Below are 18,264 nucleotides of genomic sequence, written 5' to 3' on the forward strand. Positions count from 1 at the left end.
GGTTGTCTCCCTGTCGGAGGGGAATCGGCTGACCTTCCTATGATCGCCAGCCGACCCGGATCCGACACCTCGACACGTCAGTCGCCCTCGTGGGCTTCCTTGGTCGACAGCAGGCGGCGCAGCGAGTACAACCGGGCCGGGTCGGCGTGGCCGTCGGCGACCCAGGCGTCCAGCGCGCAGTCCTGCTCGTCGTGGCTGCAGGCGCGCGGGCACTCGACGGTTCCGGGCTCCAGGTCGGGGAAGGCCAGGATCACCCGGGACGGGTCGATGTGGGAGAGGCCGAAGGAGCGGAAGCCCGGGGTGTCGATCACCCAGCCCGGGTCCAGCGCCTTCTTCGAGCCGGGCCTGGCGCCGGGCGGCGGGGGCAGCCGCAGCGCCAGCGCGGAGACGGTGGTGTGCCGGCCGCGCCCGGTGACCGCGTTGACGTGCCCGGTGGACCGCCGGCGCTCCGGGACCAGCGCGTTGACCAGGGTGGTCTTGCCGACGCCGGAGTGCCCGATGAAGACCGTGGTCCGCCCGCGCAGGTGCTCGCGCACCGCCTCGGCACCGGCCGTCTCCAGCTCGTCCTGGCGGGTCACCACGTAGCGGATGCCGAGCGTCGCGTACGACTCCAGCAGCCGCTCCGGCGGGGCCAGGTCGGACTTGGTGAGGACGAGCAGCGGCTCCATCCCGGCGTCGTACGCGGCGACCAGGCAGCGGTCGATCAGCCGCGGCCGCGGCTCCGGGTTGGCCAGCGCGGTGACGATGGCCATCTGCTCGGCGTTGGCGACGACGATCCGCTCGTACGGGTCGTCGTCGTCGTCCGCGGTGCGGCGCAGCACCGAGCTGCGCTCGGAGACCCGGACGATCCGGGCGAGGGTGTCCGGCTCGCCGGAGAGGTCGCCGACCACGCTGACGGTGTCGCCGACCACCACGCCCTTGCGGCCCAGCTCGCGGGACTTCATGGCGACGACCTGCCGCTCCTGCTTGGTGCCGCCGTCGACCAGGCAGGTCAGCCGTCCCCGGTCCACGGTGAGGATCATCGCGTCCGCGGCGTCCTCGTGCTTGGGCCGGATCCGGGTGCGGGGGCGGGAGCCCTTGCGACCCGGGCGGTTGCGGATGTCGTCCTCGTCGGCGTCCTTGCCGTAGCGGCGCATGCTCGTCGTCCCCCGTCAGCCCTGGCCGAGGAGGTCGGCCCACATCTGCGGGAAGTCGGGCAGGGTCTTGGCCGTGGTGGCCACGTTCTCGACCTGGACGCCCTCCACCGCGAGGCCGATCACCGCGGCGGCGGTGGCCAGCCGGTGGTCCTCGTAGGTGTGGAAGACCCCGCCGTGCAGCGGGCGCGGCCGGATCCGCAGGCCGTCCTCGGTCTCGGTGACGTCGCCGCCCAGGTCGTTGATCTCCTTGGCGAGCGCGGCGAGCCGGTCGGTCTCGTGCAGGCGCAGGTGCGAGATGCCGTACAGGTGCGACTCGGAGTCGGCTAGCGCGGCGACCGCGGCGATCACCGGGGTGAGCTCGCCGACGTCGTGCAGGTCGACCTCGATGCCGTGCACCTTGCCGGTGCCGGTGAACTCCAGGCCCTCGTCGGAGAAGCGGCACGAGCCGCCCATCGCGGTGTAGATCTCGCGCAGCTGGTCGCCCGGCTGGTAGGTGTGCTTCGGCCAGTCCCGGACGGTCACCCGGCCGCCGGTGACCAGCGCGGCGGCGAAGAACGGCGCGGCGTTGGACAGGTCCGGCTCGACCACCAGGTCGCGGCCGAGCAGCGCGCCCGGGGTGACCCGCCAGACGTCCTTCTCGCCGCCGTCCTCGGGGGCGTCCACCTGGCCGCCGGCCTTGCGGATCATGTCGACGGTCATCCGGATGTGCGGCAGCGAGGGGACCGTCCCGCCGGTGTTGCGGATCTCCACGCCGTTGTTGAAGCGGGCGCCGGAGAGCAGCAGGGCGGAGATGAACTGCGAGGAGGAGGAGGCGTCCACGTCGACCGGGCCGCCGTCCAGCGCGCCGGTGCCGTGCACGGTCAGCGGGAAGCCGCCGCGGCCGCCGTCGTCGATCCGGGCGCCGAGGGCGCGCAGCGCGTTGATCACGCCGTGCTGGGGGCGCTCGTACGAGCGCGGGTCGCCGTCGAAGTGGACCGCGCCGTCCGCGAGCGCCGCGACCGGCGGCAGGAAGCGCATCACCGTGCCGGCGTTGCCCACGTCCACCTGGGCCGGGCCGTGCAGCTGGGCGGCCGGGATGACCCGCCACGCCTCGCCGCCGCCGGTGCCGCCGCTGGCCGCGTTGACCGTCTCCTCGACGGTCACGCCGAGCGCCCGCAGGCCGTCCGCCATCAGCTGCGAGTCGCGGCTGCGCAGCGGCCGGCGCACCCAGCCCGGGCCGTCCGCCAGGGCGGCCAGCACCAGCGCGCGGTTGGTCGCCGACTTGGAGCCGGGGATGGTCACGGTCGCGTCCACGGCGGCGGTGGCGACGGGAGCGGGCCACAGGGTCTCGGTCATGCGCCAAGTCTATGGGCGCGGCGGGAGGGCGGGGCGCTCCCCGACCCGGGCCTGTCAGGTGCCGGAGACCAGCCAGGTGGCGCCCGCCAGCAGGCAGGCGAGGGCGAGCACCAGGAAGAGCGTCACCCAGAGGATCGCGCCCACTCCGGTCAGCCGGGCCAGCTGGTCCGCGTCCGAGTCGCGCGCCCCGCCCTGCCGCCGCTTCGCCTGCAGCTCCACCACCGGCCGCACCCCGGCGAGCAGCAGGAACCAGACGCCCAGGTAGGCGAACGCCGCCTGCAGCTCGGTCGAGCCGTACCAGGAGATGGCGAGGAACGCCCCGCCGGTGGCCAGCACCGAGACCACGCCGAAGGCGTTGCGGATCATCAGCAGCATGCCGGCGAGCAGCGCGATCGAGATCCACAGCAGCGCGGTGATGTGCCCGGAGGCGAGCAGCGCGGCGCCGCCGAGGCCGAGCAGGGACGGCGCGGTGTAGCCCGCGGCGGCGGTCAGCACCATGCCCGGGCCGGTCGGCGGACCGGAGGAGAGGGTCAGGCCGGAGGTGTCCGAGTGCAGCCGGATGCCGGACAGCCGGCGGCGGGTGAGCACCGCGACCAGGCCGTGGCCGCCCTCGTGCGCGATGGTCACCACGTTGCGGCTCAGCCGCCAGAGCGGGCGGACGGCCACCGCGAGCAGGGCGATCCCGGCCGCGCCCAGGACCAGCCAGCGCGGCGGATCCGGCTGGACGTCCACCAGCCGGTGCCAGATCTCGGAGATGTCCACGGGTTCCCGCCTTCCGCCGCTCGGAGCCGCTGCCGAACGGGCAGCCTCCCACGAGGGGACGGCCCGGCGGTAGCAGCGGGTTGCCCCGACGGGAGGACGACCTGGCGGAAGGCGTCCGCGTGGCAAGCTGGCCGCCATGTGCGGACGCTTCGCCTCCACCACCGAGCCCGAGGACCTGGTCGAGATGTTCGGCGTCCAGCAGTGGGACCCGAGCGAGACCCTGGCCCCCAGCTGGAACGTCGCGCCGACCGACTCGGCGTTCGTGGTCCTCGACCGGGCGCCCAGGGGAGAGCGGCAGCCGGTCCGGCAGCTGCGGGTGCTGCGGTGGGGGCTGGTGCCGTCCTGGGCGAGGTCGGCCGAGACCGCGGTGAAGATGATCAACGCGCGGGCCGACACCGTGCACGAGAAGCCCGCCTACCGGCAGGCCTTCGCCTCGCGGCGCTGCCTGCTGCCGGTCGACGGCTACTACGAGTGGCAGACCACGGGCACCGAGGGCAGGCGGGGCCCGCGGCAGCCCTACTTCGTCAGCCGGGTCGACGGGGCGCCGCTCGCGCTCGCCGGGCTGTACGAGTTCTGGCGCGACCGGTCGGTGCCCGCCGACCACCCGGACGCCTGGCTGGTCACCTGCACCGTGGTCACCACCGAGGCGGAGCCGCTGCTCGCCCCGATCCACGAGCGGATGCCGCTCTTCCTCGACCCCGGCGCGTTCGACGCCTGGCTGGACCCCTCGCTGGACGACCCCGACGAGGTGCGGCGCCTGCTGGTGCCGCCGGGCCCGGGCGCCCTGCGGGTCCACGAGGTCGGGCCGGCGGTCGGCAACATCCGCAACAACTCGCCGGACCTGGTGCGGGAGCTCACCGACGAGGACCGGACGACGTTGTTCTGATCGGCGAACGCGCCCGGGCCGGCGTCCGTACCCTCGGAACCGTGCAGGAGATCATCGGGACCCCGGTCGGGGATGCGCGGTTGACGTGGTTCGAGGCGGCGCGGGCGAAGGCACTGGTGGTGCTGGGGCACGGCGCGGGCGGCGGGGTGGAGGCGGCGGACCTGCAGGCCCTGGCGCGGGCGCTGCCGGGCCGGGGGATCACCGTGGTGCTCGCGGAGCAGCCGTGGCGGGTGGCGGGCAAACGGCTCGCACCGGCGCCGAAGACGCTGGACGCCGGCTGGCTGCCGGTGGTGGAGCGGGTGCGGCGGGCGGGGCCGCCGGTGTTCGCGGGCGGCCGGAGCGCCGGGGCGCGGATGGCGTGCCGGACCGGCCGGCAGGCCGGGGCGGCGGGCGTGGTGGCGCTGGCGTTCCCGCTGCATCCGCCGGGGAAGCCGGAGCGGAGCCGGGCCGAGGAGCTGCTGGCCACCGGGCTGCCCACGCTGGTGGTGCAGGGCGGCGCGGACACCTTCGGCGGGCCGGAGGAGTTCCCGGCCCTGCCGGGGGGCCACCGGATGGTGGAGGTGCCGTACGGCTCGCACGGGTTCGGGGTCCCCAAGCGGGCCCCGGTGGACGGGGCGGCGACGCTGGGGCTGATCACCGGGGCGGTCGGCGACTGGATCCTGGAGATGACCTGACGGATCGCGGCGCGTCGGGAATGTACCGGGCTCCGGCGGGGTTGACTCGTACCGTCAGCAGTGGTGTCCGGGTGAAAGGCAGCGTCCATGGGTTCGATCGCGTGCCCCGAGCGGCCGGAGGAGCGTGCGGCGCACCAGTCGCTCGTGCCCGACTGGTCGGAATGGCTTGTCGCGGGCGAGAAGCCGGTGGCCCCGATATCCTCGCTCTCGGGTCGGCCCGCGGTGGGTCGTGCCCGCGATGCCGAGGAGGTGGGTCCGGTCGTCGGGACCGAGGACGAGGCCGTGTCGGGCGCGGGAGACTCCGAGGAGGGTCTGCCGGTGGGCGAGGCGCTCTCCGGTGACGAGCTGGCCGAGGCGATCGGCGAGGACACCTTCCGGGTGTCCGCGGACGAGAGCGAGGAGAGCAGGCGGGAGCGCTTCGAGCGCGACGCGCTGGGCTACCTCGATCCGATGTACTCGGCCGCGCTGCGGATGACCCGCAACCCGGCCGACGCGGAGGACCTGCTCCAGGAGGCGTTCGCCAAGGCGTACGCGTCCTTCCACCAGTTCCGCGAGGGCACCAACCTCAAGGCGTGGCTGTACCGCATCCTCACCAACACGTTCATCAACTCGTACCGCAAGAAGCAGCGGGAGCCCCAGCGCACCGCGGCGGAGGAGATCGAGGACTGGCAGCTGGCCCGGGCCGAGTCGCACATGTCGACCGGTCTGCGCTCGGCGGAGGCCCAGGCGCTCGACCACCTGCCGGACAGCGACGTGAAGGACGCCCTGCAGGCGATCCCGGAGGAATTCCGGATCGCGGTCTACCTCGCGGATGTCGAGGGCTTTGCGTACAAGGAGATCGCGGACATCATGGGTACACCCATCGGTACGGTGATGTCGCGACTGCACCGGGGCCGCCGCCAGTTGCGCGGCATGCTGGAGGACTACGCCCGTGAGCGCGGGCTCGTTCCGGCGGGCAGCGGTGCAGGGCAGGAAGCGAAGGGCGCGCGCTCATGAGCTGCGGCGATCCGCACGAGACCGAGTGTGGCGAGGTGCTCGACCACCTCTACGAATTCCTCGACAACGAGATGGCCGAGGGCGACTGCGCCAAGCTGCGCGTGCACTTCGAGGAGTGCTCGCCCTGCCTGGAGAAGTACGGCCTGGAGCAGGCGATCAAGGCATTGATCAAGCGTTCCTGCGGCTGTGACGACACCCCGGTGGACCTGCGGACCAAGGTGCTGGCCCGGATCGACTCGATCCGCGCCAAGCAGCGGTCCGGCGAGGGCGTCGAGGTGGTGGAGTCCACCGAGATCACCGTGACGGTCGAGGGCTCGGCCGGGCACGGCGCAGCGGTCGCGGCGGAGTAGCGGACAGCGGAGCCGGACGACGCGAAGGCCCCGGGGCGCACAGCCCCGGGGCCTTCGCGCACCGGTACGCCCGCGCATGCTCCGCCGTCACCCGTTCGAGTGAGCTGTCGCTGCTCCGACTGCGGCAATCCGCGATCGTGCGGCCCAGCCCCCGGACCGGGCCCTATCCTCCTGACGGGCCCTCACACCCGGGAGGGCCGGGAAGCGGGGCGGGGAGGCCGACATCGCCAGCGAACGCGAGGGCGCGGCCCTGTCCGGACCGGCGATCGGATACGTCGCCGCGGTGCTGCTCGCCGTGCCGGCCTGCCTGCTGTGGCCGGTCTCCGGCGGGCAGGTCGACTGGCCCCGGGTCGCGCTGCTGGCGCTGCTGCACGGCTGCCTGGAGTCGCTCGCCCAGGGGGCGCCCACGCCGTGCGCCCGGCTCTGGTACCGGCTGCGCGGGCGGACCGTGCCCGAGGCCCCGGCGGAGGGCGGGCCGCGCGGCGGCAGCTTCTTCCCGGTGCTGTTCGCGGCGGTGCTGATGCTGCCGCCGGCCGCGGCCGCGCTGGTCGCCGTGCCCGGGGCACTGCTCGGGCCGACCACCGCCCCGCGCACCCTGCGCCGGGTGTGGAACGCGGCCCAGCTCGCGCTCGCCGCGTTCGCCGCGGCGGCGGTGTTCCGCGTCCTCGGCGGGGAGCGGCTGCTGGCCGGTTCGCGCTTCCCCGGGGCGGCGCTCGGCGCGCTGGCCGCGGTGCTGGCGTTCTGCCTGGTCAACGGCGTGCTGGTGGGGGTGATGCGGCGGCTGGCCGGCTGCCGCTCGGGCACCGGGCGGGCCGGCCGGCGGCTGGCCGGGTCGGTGCCGCCGGCCCTGCTGCACGGCGCCGGCGGGCTGATGATCGCGGTGCTCTGGCAGGGCACGTACGGGGCGTTCGCCGCGGTGCTGGGGCTGCTGCCGCTGTCCATCTCGGCGTGGGTCTCGGCCCAGGGCGACCGGGAGCAGGCCGCGCACCGGGCGACCGTCCGGGCGCTGGTGCAGGCGGTGGAGATCAAGGACGCGTACACCCGCGGCCACAGCGAACGGGTCGGGCGGGCCTCGGTGCTGATCGCCCGCCAGCTCGGCATGGCGGAGGAGCGGGTCCGCACCCTGCACTTCGCCGGGACGCTGCACGACGTCGGGAAGCTGGCGGTCGCCACCGAGCTGCTGCGGCGCAACGGGCCGCTGACCGAGGCGGAGCGGCGGGCGGTGGAGGTGCACCCGGTCTTCGGGCACCGGCTGGTCCGCGAGCTGGCCTTCCTCGGCGAGGCCCGGGAGGGCATCCTGCACCACCACGAGCGGATGGACGGGCGCGGCTACCCGCACGGGCTGGAGGGGGACGGCATCCCGGAGTTCGCCCGGATCATCTCGGTGGCGGACGCCTTCGACTCGATGACCTCGACCCGGTCCTACCGGCGGGGGCGACCGGTCGAGGAGGCGGTGGCGGAGCTGGAGCGGTGCGCGGGCAGCCAGTTCGACCCGGTGATGGTGCGGGCGCTGGTGGTCGCCGTCGGCGAGCACGGGTGGCAGCCGGAGCCCGCGCCGCCCGGTGGGTGGGACGGCGAGGTGCCGGACATCCCGCTCGGGGTGCCGGAGCCGGCCCGGCGGCTGCCCGCGCAGGGGCGGGCGGTGTCGACCGGCGGGGGGTCCCCGTGAGACGGGTCCGGCCGACCGCGGCCGGGGCGGTGCGCGGCGCGGCCGCACTGCTGCTGTGCACGGCCGCCGTCCACCTGGCGGCGGACGGGCTGGTCGAGCCGGAGGTGGCGCTGGCGTTCGGCGGGCTGGTGGCGCTCGGCGAGTGCGTCCGGGTCACCCTGCCCGGCGACCGCGAGCAGGCGCCGATCGGGACGGCGGCGGCGCTGGCGTACGCGCTGCTCGGGCCGCTGCGCGGGCTGCCGACCGCGCACGGGGTGCTGCAGGTGGTGGTGGTCGCGGGGGCCGGGACGCTGGTGGGCGCGACGCTGGCCGGGGCCGGCCGGCTGCTGCGGCGGCGGGCGGAACGGGCCGGCCGGGCCGGTCGGGGACGGCGGTGGGGGAGCGCCCCGGCCCCCGCTGCCCGACCGGGCGGCGGTGCCGTGCGGGCGGACGTGTCCGCGGGCGCGCAGCGGGTGCTGGTGGTGGGGTTCGCGGCGGTGGTCTTCCAGCCGCTGTACAACGGCGGGGTGCTCGACCGGCTGGTGGGGGCGGGGCCCGGGTACTGGGTGGTTCCGGCGGGCGTGGCGGCGCTCGCCGCGCTGGCCGACGCGGCGCTGGCCGCGGTGCTGGAGCGGGAGCGCACCGGCCTGCGGTTCGGTGCGGCGCTGGACGACCGGCTGCGGTCGCTGCTGTCGATCGGATCGGCGATCGTCGCGACCGGGCTGCTGCTGAGCCTGCTGGCGGGCGAGGTGGGACTGTGGGCGCTGCCGCTGTTCTGCGTGCCGCTGCTGCTGGCGCAGACCTCGTTCCGGCGGGCGGCGGCGGTCCGGGCCACGACCGGGCAGACCATCGGGACGCTGGCGCGGGCGACCGAGGTGGCGGGCTACACCACGCCGGGGCACGCGCGCCGGGTGGCGGACACGGCGTGCGCGCTGGGGCGCGAGCTGGGCCTGGGGAGCCGGGACCTCGCCCTGCTGGAGTACGCGGCGCTGATGCACGACATCGGCCAGCTGTCGCTGGTGGAGCCGGTGCCGGGCGGGGCGACGGCACTGCTGCCCGACCCCGAGCAGCAGCGGATCGCCCGGCTGGGCAGCGAGGTGATCCGGCGGACGGGTGTGCCGCACCAGGTGTGGCAGCAGGTCGCCCGGCTGGCGGACCCGTGCCGGCTGCCGGACGGCCGCCCGGACGCCACGCTGCCGCTGGCGGCACGGATCATCCGGGTGGCGAACGCGCACGACGACCTGGTGACCGCGGCCCGGGACCGCGGGGTGCCGGAGCCGGCCGGAGGGTTGGAGGCGCTGGAGCGGCTGCGCCTGGAACGGGGCCGCTCCTACGATCCGGCGGTGCTGGACGCGCTGGCCAGAGTGGGCAGCAGGGTCCGCGGAGCGGACTGAACGGGTGTGCGGGGAGCGCGGCCGGCGGGTGCCGTGGTTGGATGCGGTCGAGAGGGGAACACCACCCGGTGACCACGACGGCAGGGACGGAACGTGAGGATCTTCCATCGCGCACGGCACCGGCCGTCTGCCACCTGGCGGCAGACGACCGACCGGGCCTTCACGCTGATCGGCGACGGCCGGTACGAGGACGCGGGGGCGCTGCTGGTGATGGCGGCCGACCTGGAGCCGTGGCTGTCCGACTCCTGGTTCAACCTGGCCCTGCTGCACAAGTTCCGCCGGGACTGGGAGCAGGCCCGCAGCGCGGGCCTGCGCGCGGTCGCGCTGCTCGACCGCCAGCACGGCGCCCCGGACTGGTGGAACCTCGGCATCACCGCGACCGCCCTCCAGGACTGGCCGCTGGCCCGCCGGGCCTGGCAGGCGTACGGCCTGCGGCTGCCCGGCGCGACGGTCGGCGCGGACGGCCCGATCGAGCTTGACCTGGGCACCACGCCGGTGCGGCTCTCCCCGGACGGCGAGTCCGAGGTGGTGTGGGGCCGGCGGCTGGACCCGGCCCGGATCGAGGTGCTGTCGATCCCGCTGCCGTCCTCCGGCCGCCGCTGGGGCGAGGTGGTGCTGCACGACGGCGCCCCGCACGGCGAGCGGGTCGCGGACGGGGTGGCGTACCCGGTCTTCGACGAGATCGAGCTGTGGGCGCCCTCGCCGGTGCCGACCTGGGTGGTGCTGCTGCAGGCGGCGACCGCCGGCGACCGGGACGCGCTGGAGCGGCTGGTCGCGGACGCCGGGTACGCGGCGGAGGACTGGACGTCCTCGGTGCGGCTGCTGTGCCGGGCCTGCTCGGAGAGCCGGATGGCGATCGACGACGGCCACACCGCGCACCACGACCCGCACGACGACGGCGATCCGCTGCACCCCGGGCACCTGAGCCACCTGAGCCAGGCGGGCGCCGGGATGTCCTGGCTGGTCGAGCGGGAGTGCGGGATCGCCGCGCCCGCCTCGCTGGTGCGCACCCTGCTGGACCGCTGGGTGGCGGCGTCCCCGGCCACCCGGGCGTACCGGGATCTCGAGGAAGTGTGCTGATCCGCCCCGTAGGCTGGACCGGTACACCCCGAGTGGATCGACACGGAGCGGATTGAGGCATGGCGGACGAGCACGACCACGAGCACGACCACGAGCACGACGAGACCCAGGTCCAGAAGGTGGTCGGTCAGGAGCCGGACCTCAGCAGGGGCACCGCGCGTCCGATCACCGTGGTCGGCAACCCGGTGCTGCACCGCGAGACGAAGACGGTGACCGAGTTCGACGCCGGGCTGTCCGCGCTGATCGACGACATGTTCCAGTCGATGTACGCGGCCGAGGGCGTGGGCCTGGCGGCCAACCAGATCGGCGTCGACCTGAAGGTCTTCGTCTACGACTGCCCGGACGACGAGGGCGTGCGCCACATCGGCCACGTGGTCAACCCGGTGCTGGAGGACCTGCCGGCCGGCCGCCGCACCCTGGACGACTCGCAGGAGGGCTGCCTGTCGGTGCCCACCGCCTACCAGGAGCTGGCCCGCCCGGACCACGCCGCGGTCACCGGCCAGGACAAGGACGGCAACCCGATCCGGGTCGAGGGCAGCGGCTTCTTCGCGCGCTGCCTGCAGCACGAGACCGACCACCTCTACGGCTACCTGTACATCGACCGGCTGTCCAAGCGCGACCGCAAGGACGCGCTGCGGCAGATGGCCGAGGGCACGCCCAAGTACGCGACCGTGCCGAACGACTGACGGGTCGTCGGGCGAAGGGCCGCTCCCGCGGGTCGGGGGCGGCCCTTCGTGCTGCCGGGACGCGAGAGCGCGGCCACACCGCCGCCACACCGCGGCTGCCTAGATTCGGTGGCACCTGACAGCTATCGGAGAGGAGACGACATGCCGTCCCAGACCGTGGAACTGCCGAAGACCGAGGTGGCCGCCGAGTCGGCGCCCAGCATCACCACCGACGCGCCGCACGAGCGCGCGTGGTTCCCGCCGTACCTCGCCCCGGCGAAGTAGCGGCACCGGCGGCGGGCCGGTCACCCCGGGCGACCGGGGTGACCGGCCCGCCGTCCGCGCGCAGCCAGGTCCGCACTCCGATCCCATGAGGTGAAGCCTTGCCGTCCTCCGCACCGATCGACCGCATCCTCGGCACGGACCCGCAGTTCGGGGACAGCGCCGCCATCGAGGCCAGGAACATCGCCCGGTTCCGGCTCGGTCTGACCGTCCTCGCCCGCCGCTTCCCCGAGGCGGCCGACCGCTTCGAGCGGCTGGGCCGGGAGGCCGACCCGGTGCTCCGCCCGTTCCTCTACGACCCGGTGCTGCGCAACGCCTTCGAGGACGACCTGGTCGCGCTGGAGAACCACCGGCAGGACCCGAGTGAGCTGGCCGCCCACCTGGGCGCGGCCGACCTGGACGCCGCCGACGGGCTCGGCCCGTGCGAGCGGCTGATGGACCCGCGCCACCGCCCCTGGCCCGGCCGCGGCGTCGGCTGGGTGTGGACCGACGTCCGCCCCGGCACCGGCGCACTGCCGCTCGCCGCCCGGCTGGAGGAGCTCTGCGCGGGCACCTTCGCCGACCTGCGCGGCGCCCGCCGGGTCAGCCCCGACGAGAAGGCCGTCACGGGTCTGACCCGGGGCGCCGAACTGCTCGCCGAACTCCTGCCGCACTCCGGGGCCGGCGTCTTCCCGCACATCTCGCTGGTGGGCCTGGCCCGCGGCGAGACCGACGACGGCGAGCTGTACTCGCTCTCCGGCGGCGACCCGCTGCCCTCGGCGCTGTTCATCGCGCCGGAGCACCTGGACGACCCGTGGGCGACCGCCGAGATCCTGCTCCACGAGGGCCTGCACCTCAAGCAGTTCGACGTGCTGCGCACCGGCTCGCTGGTCGCCGACCCCGGCCACCAGGTGGAGATCCCGTGGCGGCTGTCACCCTGGTCGCTGACCCGGGTGCTGGCGGCGCTGCACGTCTACGCCCACATGGTGCTGTTCTTCGCGGCCGCCGCCGAGGCGCCGGCCGGGCTGCGCGAGCGCTTCGGCGAGCCGCCCGTCACCGAGGACGTCGGCGTGCCCACCCCCGGCAGCCGGGCCGCGCTGGAGGGCGGGTTCACCACCAGCGCCCAGCGGGCCACCTACCTCGGGTACCAGGCGCTCCAGGTGCACGGCGGGGCGCTGACCCCGGCCGGGCGGCGGTTCGTCGAGTGGCTGCTGGACGCGGTCGCGCCGCTGGTGCCCGCGGTGCGGACCCCCGAGCCGGCCGCCGACGGCCGCGCCGACGCGCCGGCCGCCGACCGCTCCGGCGAGCCGCCCGCGCCGGAGCCGCGCGGCTACCGCAAGGTCGAGCCGGTGGCGGTCTGCGCACTGCCCGAACAGCGTCAACTGCTGGCGTACGCGCCCGGGCCGGCCAGGTTCCACTGGTTGAACGAGCACGCCTGGCTGATCTACGCGCTCTGCGACGGCAGCCCCCTGGGCGCGATCGAGGAGCGGTACGCCGCGCAACTGGGCACGGTGGACCGGCGCCTGGCAGCCGGACTGGCCGGCCTGGTGGCGGCCGGGCTCGTCGCCCCGGTCGGCGACTGAGGGGCCGCGCCACCACCTGGCGGATCCGGCACACGGAAGTTCGAGTGCGGTGCATCCTGGTAGTCCTTGAACCGGGCACGACCGGGATGCCCCCGGGACGCCCGGCTGCGACACCCGGTGGAGGGGAACCCTGCATGACCGTCCTGTCTGACCTACCGGCCCCGGCCGCCACCGCGGCCGGGCCGGCCGGACCCGAGCAGCACCGGACCACCCGTCTCGGACTGCTCGGCCCGCTCCGACTGTGCCGCCAGGGCACCGAGATCGCCGTCCCGGCACCCAAGCACCGCGCCCTGCTGGCCCTGCTGGCGATCAACGCCAACCGGCCCGTCCAGGTCGACCGCATCATCGGCGAACTGTGGCAGGACCGCGAACCCAAGACCGCCCGCAAGACCCTGCAGGGCTACGTCTGGCGGCTGCGCACCCTGCTCGGACCCGGCGCGCTGCACACCACCGGCAACGGGTACGAACTGCGCGCCGCCGCCGACGCGATCGACGCGGTGCGCTTCGGGATGCTCGCCGAGCGGGGCCGGGCCGAGCTGCTGGCCGGCCGGCCCGAGCAGGCGGCGCGCCTGCTGCGCCCGGCCCTGGGCCTGTGGCGCGGCCCGGCGCTGGCCGACGTGCCGGTGGCGCCCGGCGCGTACGCGTACGCCAGCCGGCTGGAGGAGGAGCGGCTGACCGCCACCGAGTGGCTCATCGAGGCGGAGCTGGCGCTCGGCCGGCACGCCGAGGCGGTGCCGGTGCTGCGTGAGCTGGTGGTCGGGCAGCCGCTGCGCGAGGGGCTGCGGGCGCAGCTGATGCTGGCGCTGTTCCGCAGCGGCCGGCAGGCGGAGGCGCTGGCCGAGTACGGCGAGCTGCGGGCCCTGCTGCGGGAGGAACAGGGGCTGGACCCGGGCCGTGCGGTGTCCGAGCTCCAGGCCCGGATCCTGGCCGGCGACGCGGGGCTGGAGAACGGCTGAGGGGGGTGCCGCCCGCGGGCGGCACCCCCCTCGGGGTCGGGCAGGGGCCCGTCGCCTAGAAGTCGTCGTCGAAGGAGACCGAGCCCTCGACGGCGACCTGGTAGGCGGAGACCCGGCGCTCGAAGAAGTTGGTCAGCTCCTGGACGTTCTGCAGCTCCATGAACCCGAACGGGTTGGTCGAGCCGTACCGGATCGGCAGGCCGAGCCGGGCCAGGCGCTGGTCGGCCACCGCCTGCAGGTACTCGCGCATCGACTCGGTGTTCATGCCGGGCAGGCCCTCGCCGCACAGGTCGCGGGCGAACTGGAGCTCGGCCTCGACGGCCTCCTCCAGCATCTCGGTGACCTGCTTGGCCATCTCGTCGTCGAAGAGGTCGGGCTCCTCCTCGCGGACGGTGTCCACCACCGAGAACGCGAAGTCCATGTGCATGGACTCGTCACGGAACACCCAGTTGGTGCCGGTGGCCAGGCCGTGCAGCAGGCCGCGGCTGCGGAACCAGTACACGTACGCGAAGGCGCCGTAGAAGAACAGGCCCTCGACGCAGGCCGCGAAGCAGATCAGGTTCAGGAGGAACGCCCGGCGGTCCTCCTTGGTGCGCAGCGAGTCGATGTGGTCGACCGCGTTCATGTACTTGAAGCAGAACTGCGCCTTCTGGTGGATGGAGGGGATGTTCTCCACCGCGGCGAAGGCCGCGTTGCGGTCCTCCGGGTCGGGCAGGTAGGTGTCGAGCAGCGTCAGGTAGAACTGGACGTGCACGGCCTCCTCGAACAGCTGGCGCGACAGGTACAGCCGCGCCTCCGGGGAGTTGATGTGCTTGTAGAGGCTCAGCACCACGTTGTTGGCGACGATCGAGTCACCGGTCGCGAAGAAGGCGACCAGCCGGCCGATCATGTGCCGCTCGCCCTCGCTCAGCTTGGCGAGGTCGGCGACGTCGGAGTGCAGGTCCACCTCCTCGACGGTCCAGGTGTTCTTGATCGCGTCCCGGTACCGGTCGTAGAACGACGGGTAGCGCATCGGACGGAGGGTCAGCTCGAAGCCCGGGTCGAGCAGCATCTTGCGGTTCTCGGTGCTCATCACTGGCAGGCCTCGCAGGACTCGGGGTTCTCCAGCGAGCAGGCGATGGCGTCCTGCTCCTCCTGGGAGAGGGTCGGGGTGTTGACGGGCTGCGGCGCGGCGGTGCGGGCGGCGCCGGAGGCGGCCTGGGCGATCCGGGTGGCCGGGCGCGAGCGCAGGTAGTAGGTGGTCTTCAGACCGACCTTCCACGCGTAGGCGTACATCGAGCTGAGCTTGCCGATGGTCGGCGCCGCCATGAAGAGGTTCAGCGACTGGCTCTGGTCGATGTACGGCATGCGGGCCGCGGCCAGGTCGATCAGCGCGCGCTGGGGCAGCTCCCACGCCGTGCGGTACAGCGAGCGGACCTCCTGCGGCAGCCAGTTCAGCTCCTGGACGGAGCCGTTGGCGTCGCGCAGCGCGTCCCGGGTCTGCTGGTCCCAGACGCCGAGCTCCTTGAGCTCGCGCACCAGGTACGGGTTGACCTGGAGGAACTCGCCGGACAGCGTCTCGCGCTTGAACAGGTTGGAGACCTGCGGCTCGATGCACTCGTAGACGCCGGCGATCGAGGCGATGGTCGCGGTCGGCGCGATCGCCAGCAGCAGCGAGTTGCGCAGGCCGGTGGTGGCGATCCGGGCGCGCAGCGCCTCCCAGCGGCCGGCCCACTGCGGGGCGGCGGTCGGGAAGTGGTCGATGTGCAGCTCGCCGCGGGCGGCGCGGGTCTCGCCGTACGCCTCGTGGCGGCCGAACTGCTCGGCCAGGTCCGCGGAGCGCTCGTAGGCGGTGAGCATGATGCGCTCGGAGATCAGGGTGGAGAGGGTCTTCGCGTCGGCGGAGTCGAAGTCGATCCGCAGCTGGAAGAAGACGTCCTGCAGGCCCATCACGCCGAGGCCCACCGGCCGCCAGCGGGAGTTGGAGGTGCCGGCCTCGGTGGTCGGGTAGAAGTTGATGTCGATGACCCGGTCCAGGAAGGTCACCGCGGTGCGCACGGTGGCGTCCAGGCGGTCCCAGTCCATCGCGTTCACCAGGTCGGCGGCGGTGGCGCCGGCGGCGACGTGGGCACCGAGGTTGACCGAGCCGAGGTTGCAGACCGCGGTCTCGGAGTCGTCGGTGACCTCCAGGATCTCGGTGCACAGGTTGGAGGAGTGCACCGTGCGGCCCGGCAGCGCGGTCTGGTTGGCGGCCCGGTTGGAGGCGTCCTTGAAGGTCATCCAGCCGTTGCCGGTCTGCGCCAGGGTGCGCATCATCCGGGCGTACAGGGTCTGCGCCGGGATGGTGCGGACGGCCTTGCCGGCCTGCTCGGCCTTGCGGTACGCCTCGTCGAAGTCGGCGCCCCACAGGTCGACCAGCTCGGGGACGTCGGCGGGGGAGAACAGCGACCACTCCTGGTCGGCGTTGACCCGGCGCATGAACTCGTCCGGGATCCAGTGCGCCAGGTTGAGGTTGTGGGTCCGGCGGGCCTCCTCGCCGGTGTTGTCGCGCAGCTCCAGGAACTCCTCGATGTCCGCGTGCCAGGTCTCCAGGTAGACGCAGGCCGCGCCCTTGCGGCGGCCGCCCTGGTTGACGGCGGCGACCGAGGCGTCCAGGGTGCGCAGGAACGGCACGATGCCGTTGGACTTGCCGTTGGTGCCGCGGATCAGCGAACCGCGCGAGCGGATCCGGGAGTAGGACAGGCCGATGCCGCCGGCGTGCTTGGACAGCCGGGCGATCTGCGCGTAGCGGTTGTAGATCGAGTCCAGGTTGTCCAGCGGCGAGTCCAGCAGGTAGCAGGAGGACATCTGCGGGTGCTTGGTGCCGGAGTTGAACAGCGTCGGGGAGCTGGTCAGGTACTCCAGACGGCTCATCAGGGTGTAGAGCTCGGCCACCTCGGCGACCGACTCCTCGGTGTCGCCGACCGCCAGGCCCGCCGCCACGCGGAGCAGGAAGTGCTGCGGGGTCTCGACGACCTTGCGGGTGATCGGGTGGCGCAGCAGGTAGCGGGACTGCACGGTGCGCAGGCCGAAGTACTCGAAGCGGTCGTCGCCCTGCTGGTCGATCAGCGCGTCGAAGGCGTCCGCGTGCTTCGCGACGAAGGCCGCGGTGACGTCGCCGATCAGGCCCTCGGCGTGGCCGACGGCGATCGAGGCGGCGAAGGAGACGGCGCCCTGGGAGACCGCCTCGTCCTGGATCTCCAGGGCGAGCAGGCGGGCCGCGAGCTTCGAGTACTGCGGGTCCTCGGCGATCATCGACGCGGCGGCCTCCACGGCCAGCCCGCGCAGCTCGGCGAAGTCCGAACCGGCGTGGCGGCCGCGCAGCGCGGCGGCGGCGACGTGGCCGGGGTCCACCTGGGGGAGGTCGGTGCTGCGGTCGGTGAGCAGCCGAAGCAGTTCTGCCCCGGGGTCGGTGAAGGCGATGGGGGCACCTCCCGGCCCAAGGCTGGGGGAGGATCCCTGGGCGGGCAGGGTGACTGAGGCAGCGACGGTCAAGGCGCACTCTCTCCTGTGGCGGCAGCGGACGGTACGAACCCGGACGCGCGCACAGGCAGGGGAGGAGGGCACGCCGAAACGCTTCAAGCGCGCGAAGATCCACCCCCGGCCCGCCCACGAGGCCCGGACGGCACAGCTGTGCACCGAGGCGTCTGCGGGGAAGCCGTGTGCACACCGTCGGCAGGTCCTCGGACTGTGCGGGCCGGGGTACGCCGAGCCCGCTCACCGTTGCGGGGCAGTCCCGGACTCGCACCGGGTTCCCCTGCGTTCGACAGCGAGAGTGAGCATACATGTAGTGGCGCGGGGAGCTGGAAGCCCCAGATGTAGTGTCGGCGTGTCGTGTCCGTGCGGTGTCCGTGCGGTCGCGCGGAGCCACCCTACGACCCGTCAGAAGGCCAACGCGTACACCAGGAGGTCGATTCCGGGCCGCGGCTCCCAGTCCCGGGAAGGGGTCCGGACGAAGCCCAGGCGCTCGTACAGGCGGTGCGCGGCGGTCATCGCGGGCCGGGTGGAGAACGCCATCCCGGCCAGCCCCAGCTCGCGGCTGCGGTCCATCGCCGCCCGCACCAGCGCCTCGCCGACCCCGCGCCCGCGGGCGGCCGCGCCGACCGCGAGCATCCGGATCTCGCCCTCCTCGGGTCGGGCGATGTCGGCCCACTCGGTGCCGCCGACCGCGAAGGTCACGCAGCCGAGCACTCTCCCGTCCGCGGCGTCGACCGCGACGAGGAGCTCGGCCTCCGCGCTGCGCCGGACGGTGTCGCGCAGGAGCCGGACGTAGTCGCCGTCCGCAGGGGTGTGGCCGTCGCCGACGAACGCCTCGACGGTGACGTCACCCGCGGCGACGAGGTCCTCGGGGCGGGCGCGGCGGATGACGGTGTCCATCCGGACAGTCTGCCGGAAGGGCCGTGCAGCCGGTCGGGGAGGGCCGGGTCCACCGGGTAGCCGCCCGGGCGGTGCCAGTTGTCCCGGCCGTGCCGGCCGGTGCGCTCCAGGTCGCGGCCGACCAGGGCGCCGAGCAGTCCGAA

17 protein-coding genes and 1 riboswitch are annotated in these 18,264 nt (G+C 74.2%); of the genes, 11 read left to right on the plus strand and 6 right to left on the minus strand.

Features of this window, described 5'->3' with window-relative positions; all coding sequences use genetic code 11:
- Positions 1-77: 77 nt before the first annotated feature.
- Genes rsgA through ABEB06_RS23710 form a run of 3 tightly spaced genes read right to left on the minus strand, consistent with a single transcriptional unit; the run spans position 78 to position 3,233 of the window.
- Positions 78-1,136: a ribosome small subunit-dependent GTPase A gene (rsgA, locus tag ABEB06_RS23700; protein ID WP_345698897.1), complete on the minus strand. Its 1,059-nt coding sequence runs from the start codon at positions 1,134-1,136 to the stop codon at positions 78-80.
- A 15-nt stretch (positions 1,137-1,151) separates the two neighbouring features.
- Positions 1,152-2,471 carry a 3-phosphoshikimate 1-carboxyvinyltransferase gene (gene aroA / locus ABEB06_RS23705; protein ID WP_345698898.1) on the minus strand — a complete coding sequence of 440 codons (1,320 nt, stop codon included), beginning with the start codon at positions 2,469-2,471 and terminating at the stop codon, positions 1,152-1,154.
- A 54-nt stretch (positions 2,472-2,525) separates the two neighbouring features.
- On the minus strand, positions 2,526-3,233 hold the full coding sequence (locus tag ABEB06_RS23710) for a M50 family metallopeptidase (protein WP_345698899.1): 708 nt from the start codon (positions 3,231-3,233) through the stop codon (positions 2,526-2,528).
- A gap of 136 nt (positions 3,234-3,369) precedes the next feature.
- On the opposite strand from ABEB06_RS23710, the gene ABEB06_RS23715 reads away from it, so the two are divergent.
- The 11 genes from ABEB06_RS23715 to ABEB06_RS23765 all read left to right on the plus strand — a co-directional run bounded on the left by ABEB06_RS23715 (position 3,370) and on the right by ABEB06_RS23765 (position 13,726).
- Positions 3,370-4,119: an SOS response-associated peptidase gene (locus ABEB06_RS23715; RefSeq protein WP_345698900.1), complete on the plus strand. Its 750-nt coding sequence runs from the start codon at positions 3,370-3,372 to the stop codon at positions 4,117-4,119.
- 41 nt (positions 4,120-4,160) lie between these two features.
- A complete protein-coding gene (locus ABEB06_RS23720) occupies positions 4,161-4,793 on the plus strand; it encodes an alpha/beta hydrolase family protein (RefSeq protein ID WP_345698901.1) in 633 nt (210 codons plus the stop codon).
- A 282-nt stretch (positions 4,794-5,075) separates the two neighbouring features.
- Positions 5,076-5,789 (plus strand): sigma-70 family RNA polymerase sigma factor, encoded by a 714-nt coding sequence (locus tag ABEB06_RS23725; RefSeq protein WP_345698902.1) that lies wholly within the window; start codon positions 5,076-5,078, stop codon positions 5,787-5,789.
- Complete coding sequence (gene rsrA, locus ABEB06_RS23730; RefSeq protein WP_345698903.1) at positions 5,786-6,139, plus strand: mycothiol system anti-sigma-R factor; 354 nt, start codon at positions 5,786-5,788, stop codon at positions 6,137-6,139. The genes ABEB06_RS23725 and rsrA overlap by 4 nt, the downstream gene beginning before the upstream one ends.
- A 283-nt stretch (positions 6,140-6,422) precedes the next feature.
- On the plus strand, positions 6,423-7,808 hold the full coding sequence (locus tag ABEB06_RS23735; RefSeq protein WP_345698904.1) for an HD domain-containing phosphohydrolase: 1,386 nt from the start codon (positions 6,423-6,425) through the stop codon (positions 7,806-7,808).
- On the plus strand, positions 7,805-9,181 hold the full coding sequence (locus ABEB06_RS23740) for an HD-GYP domain-containing protein (protein ID WP_345698905.1): 1,377 nt from the start codon (positions 7,805-7,807) through the stop codon (positions 9,179-9,181). The genes ABEB06_RS23735 and ABEB06_RS23740 overlap by 4 nt, the downstream gene beginning before the upstream one ends.
- Positions 9,182-9,274: 93 nt before the next feature.
- Positions 9,275-10,261 carry a tetratricopeptide repeat protein gene (locus ABEB06_RS23745; RefSeq protein ID WP_345698906.1) on the plus strand — a complete coding sequence of 329 codons (987 nt, stop codon included), beginning with the start codon at positions 9,275-9,277 and terminating at the stop codon, positions 10,259-10,261.
- Positions 10,262-10,320: 59 nt separating this feature from the next.
- On the plus strand, positions 10,321-10,947 hold the full coding sequence (gene def, locus ABEB06_RS23750) for a peptide deformylase (RefSeq protein WP_345698907.1): 627 nt from the start codon (positions 10,321-10,323) through the stop codon (positions 10,945-10,947).
- A 141-nt stretch (positions 10,948-11,088) separates the two neighbouring features.
- Positions 11,089-11,211 carry a hypothetical protein gene (locus tag ABEB06_RS23755; RefSeq protein ID WP_345698908.1) on the plus strand — a complete coding sequence of 41 codons (123 nt, stop codon included), beginning with the start codon at positions 11,089-11,091 and terminating at the stop codon, positions 11,209-11,211.
- A gap of 98 nt (positions 11,212-11,309) precedes the next feature.
- The gene (locus ABEB06_RS23760; protein WP_345698909.1) at positions 11,310-12,770 is read left to right on the plus strand and encodes an aKG-HExxH-type peptide beta-hydroxylase; all 1,461 of its coding nucleotides are present in this window, start codon (positions 11,310-11,312) and stop codon (positions 12,768-12,770) included.
- Between the two features lie 134 nt (positions 12,771-12,904).
- Entirely contained in the window at positions 12,905-13,726 is an 822-nt protein-coding gene (locus ABEB06_RS23765) for an AfsR/SARP family transcriptional regulator (RefSeq protein WP_345698910.1), read from the plus strand.
- Between the two features lie 55 nt (positions 13,727-13,781).
- Here ABEB06_RS23765 and ABEB06_RS23770 read toward each other — a convergent pair whose 3' ends face one another.
- The 3 genes from ABEB06_RS23770 to ABEB06_RS23780 all read right to left on the minus strand — a co-directional run bounded on the left by ABEB06_RS23770 (position 13,782) and on the right by ABEB06_RS23780 (position 18,121).
- A complete protein-coding gene (locus tag ABEB06_RS23770; RefSeq protein ID WP_345698911.1) occupies positions 13,782-14,798 on the minus strand; it encodes a ribonucleotide-diphosphate reductase subunit beta in 1,017 nt (338 codons plus the stop codon).
- A complete protein-coding gene (locus tag ABEB06_RS23775; protein ID WP_425559683.1) occupies positions 14,798-17,239 on the minus strand; it encodes a ribonucleoside-diphosphate reductase subunit alpha in 2,442 nt (813 codons plus the stop codon). Before ABEB06_RS23775 ends, ABEB06_RS23770 begins: the two co-directional genes overlap by 1 nt.
- Before the next feature lie 162 nt (positions 17,240-17,401).
- Positions 17,402-17,533: riboswitch (cobalamin riboswitch) on the minus strand.
- A 93-nt stretch (positions 17,534-17,626) separates the two neighbouring features.
- Positions 17,627-18,121: a GNAT family N-acetyltransferase gene (locus tag ABEB06_RS23780; RefSeq protein WP_345698912.1), complete on the minus strand. Its 495-nt coding sequence runs from the start codon at positions 18,119-18,121 to the stop codon at positions 17,627-17,629.
- Positions 18,122-18,264 lie beyond the last annotated feature (143 nt).

Origin of the sequence: Kitasatospora terrestris (assembly GCF_039542905.1) — a bacterium.
Lineage (GTDB): Bacteria > Actinomycetota > Actinomycetes > Streptomycetales > Streptomycetaceae > Kitasatospora > Kitasatospora terrestris.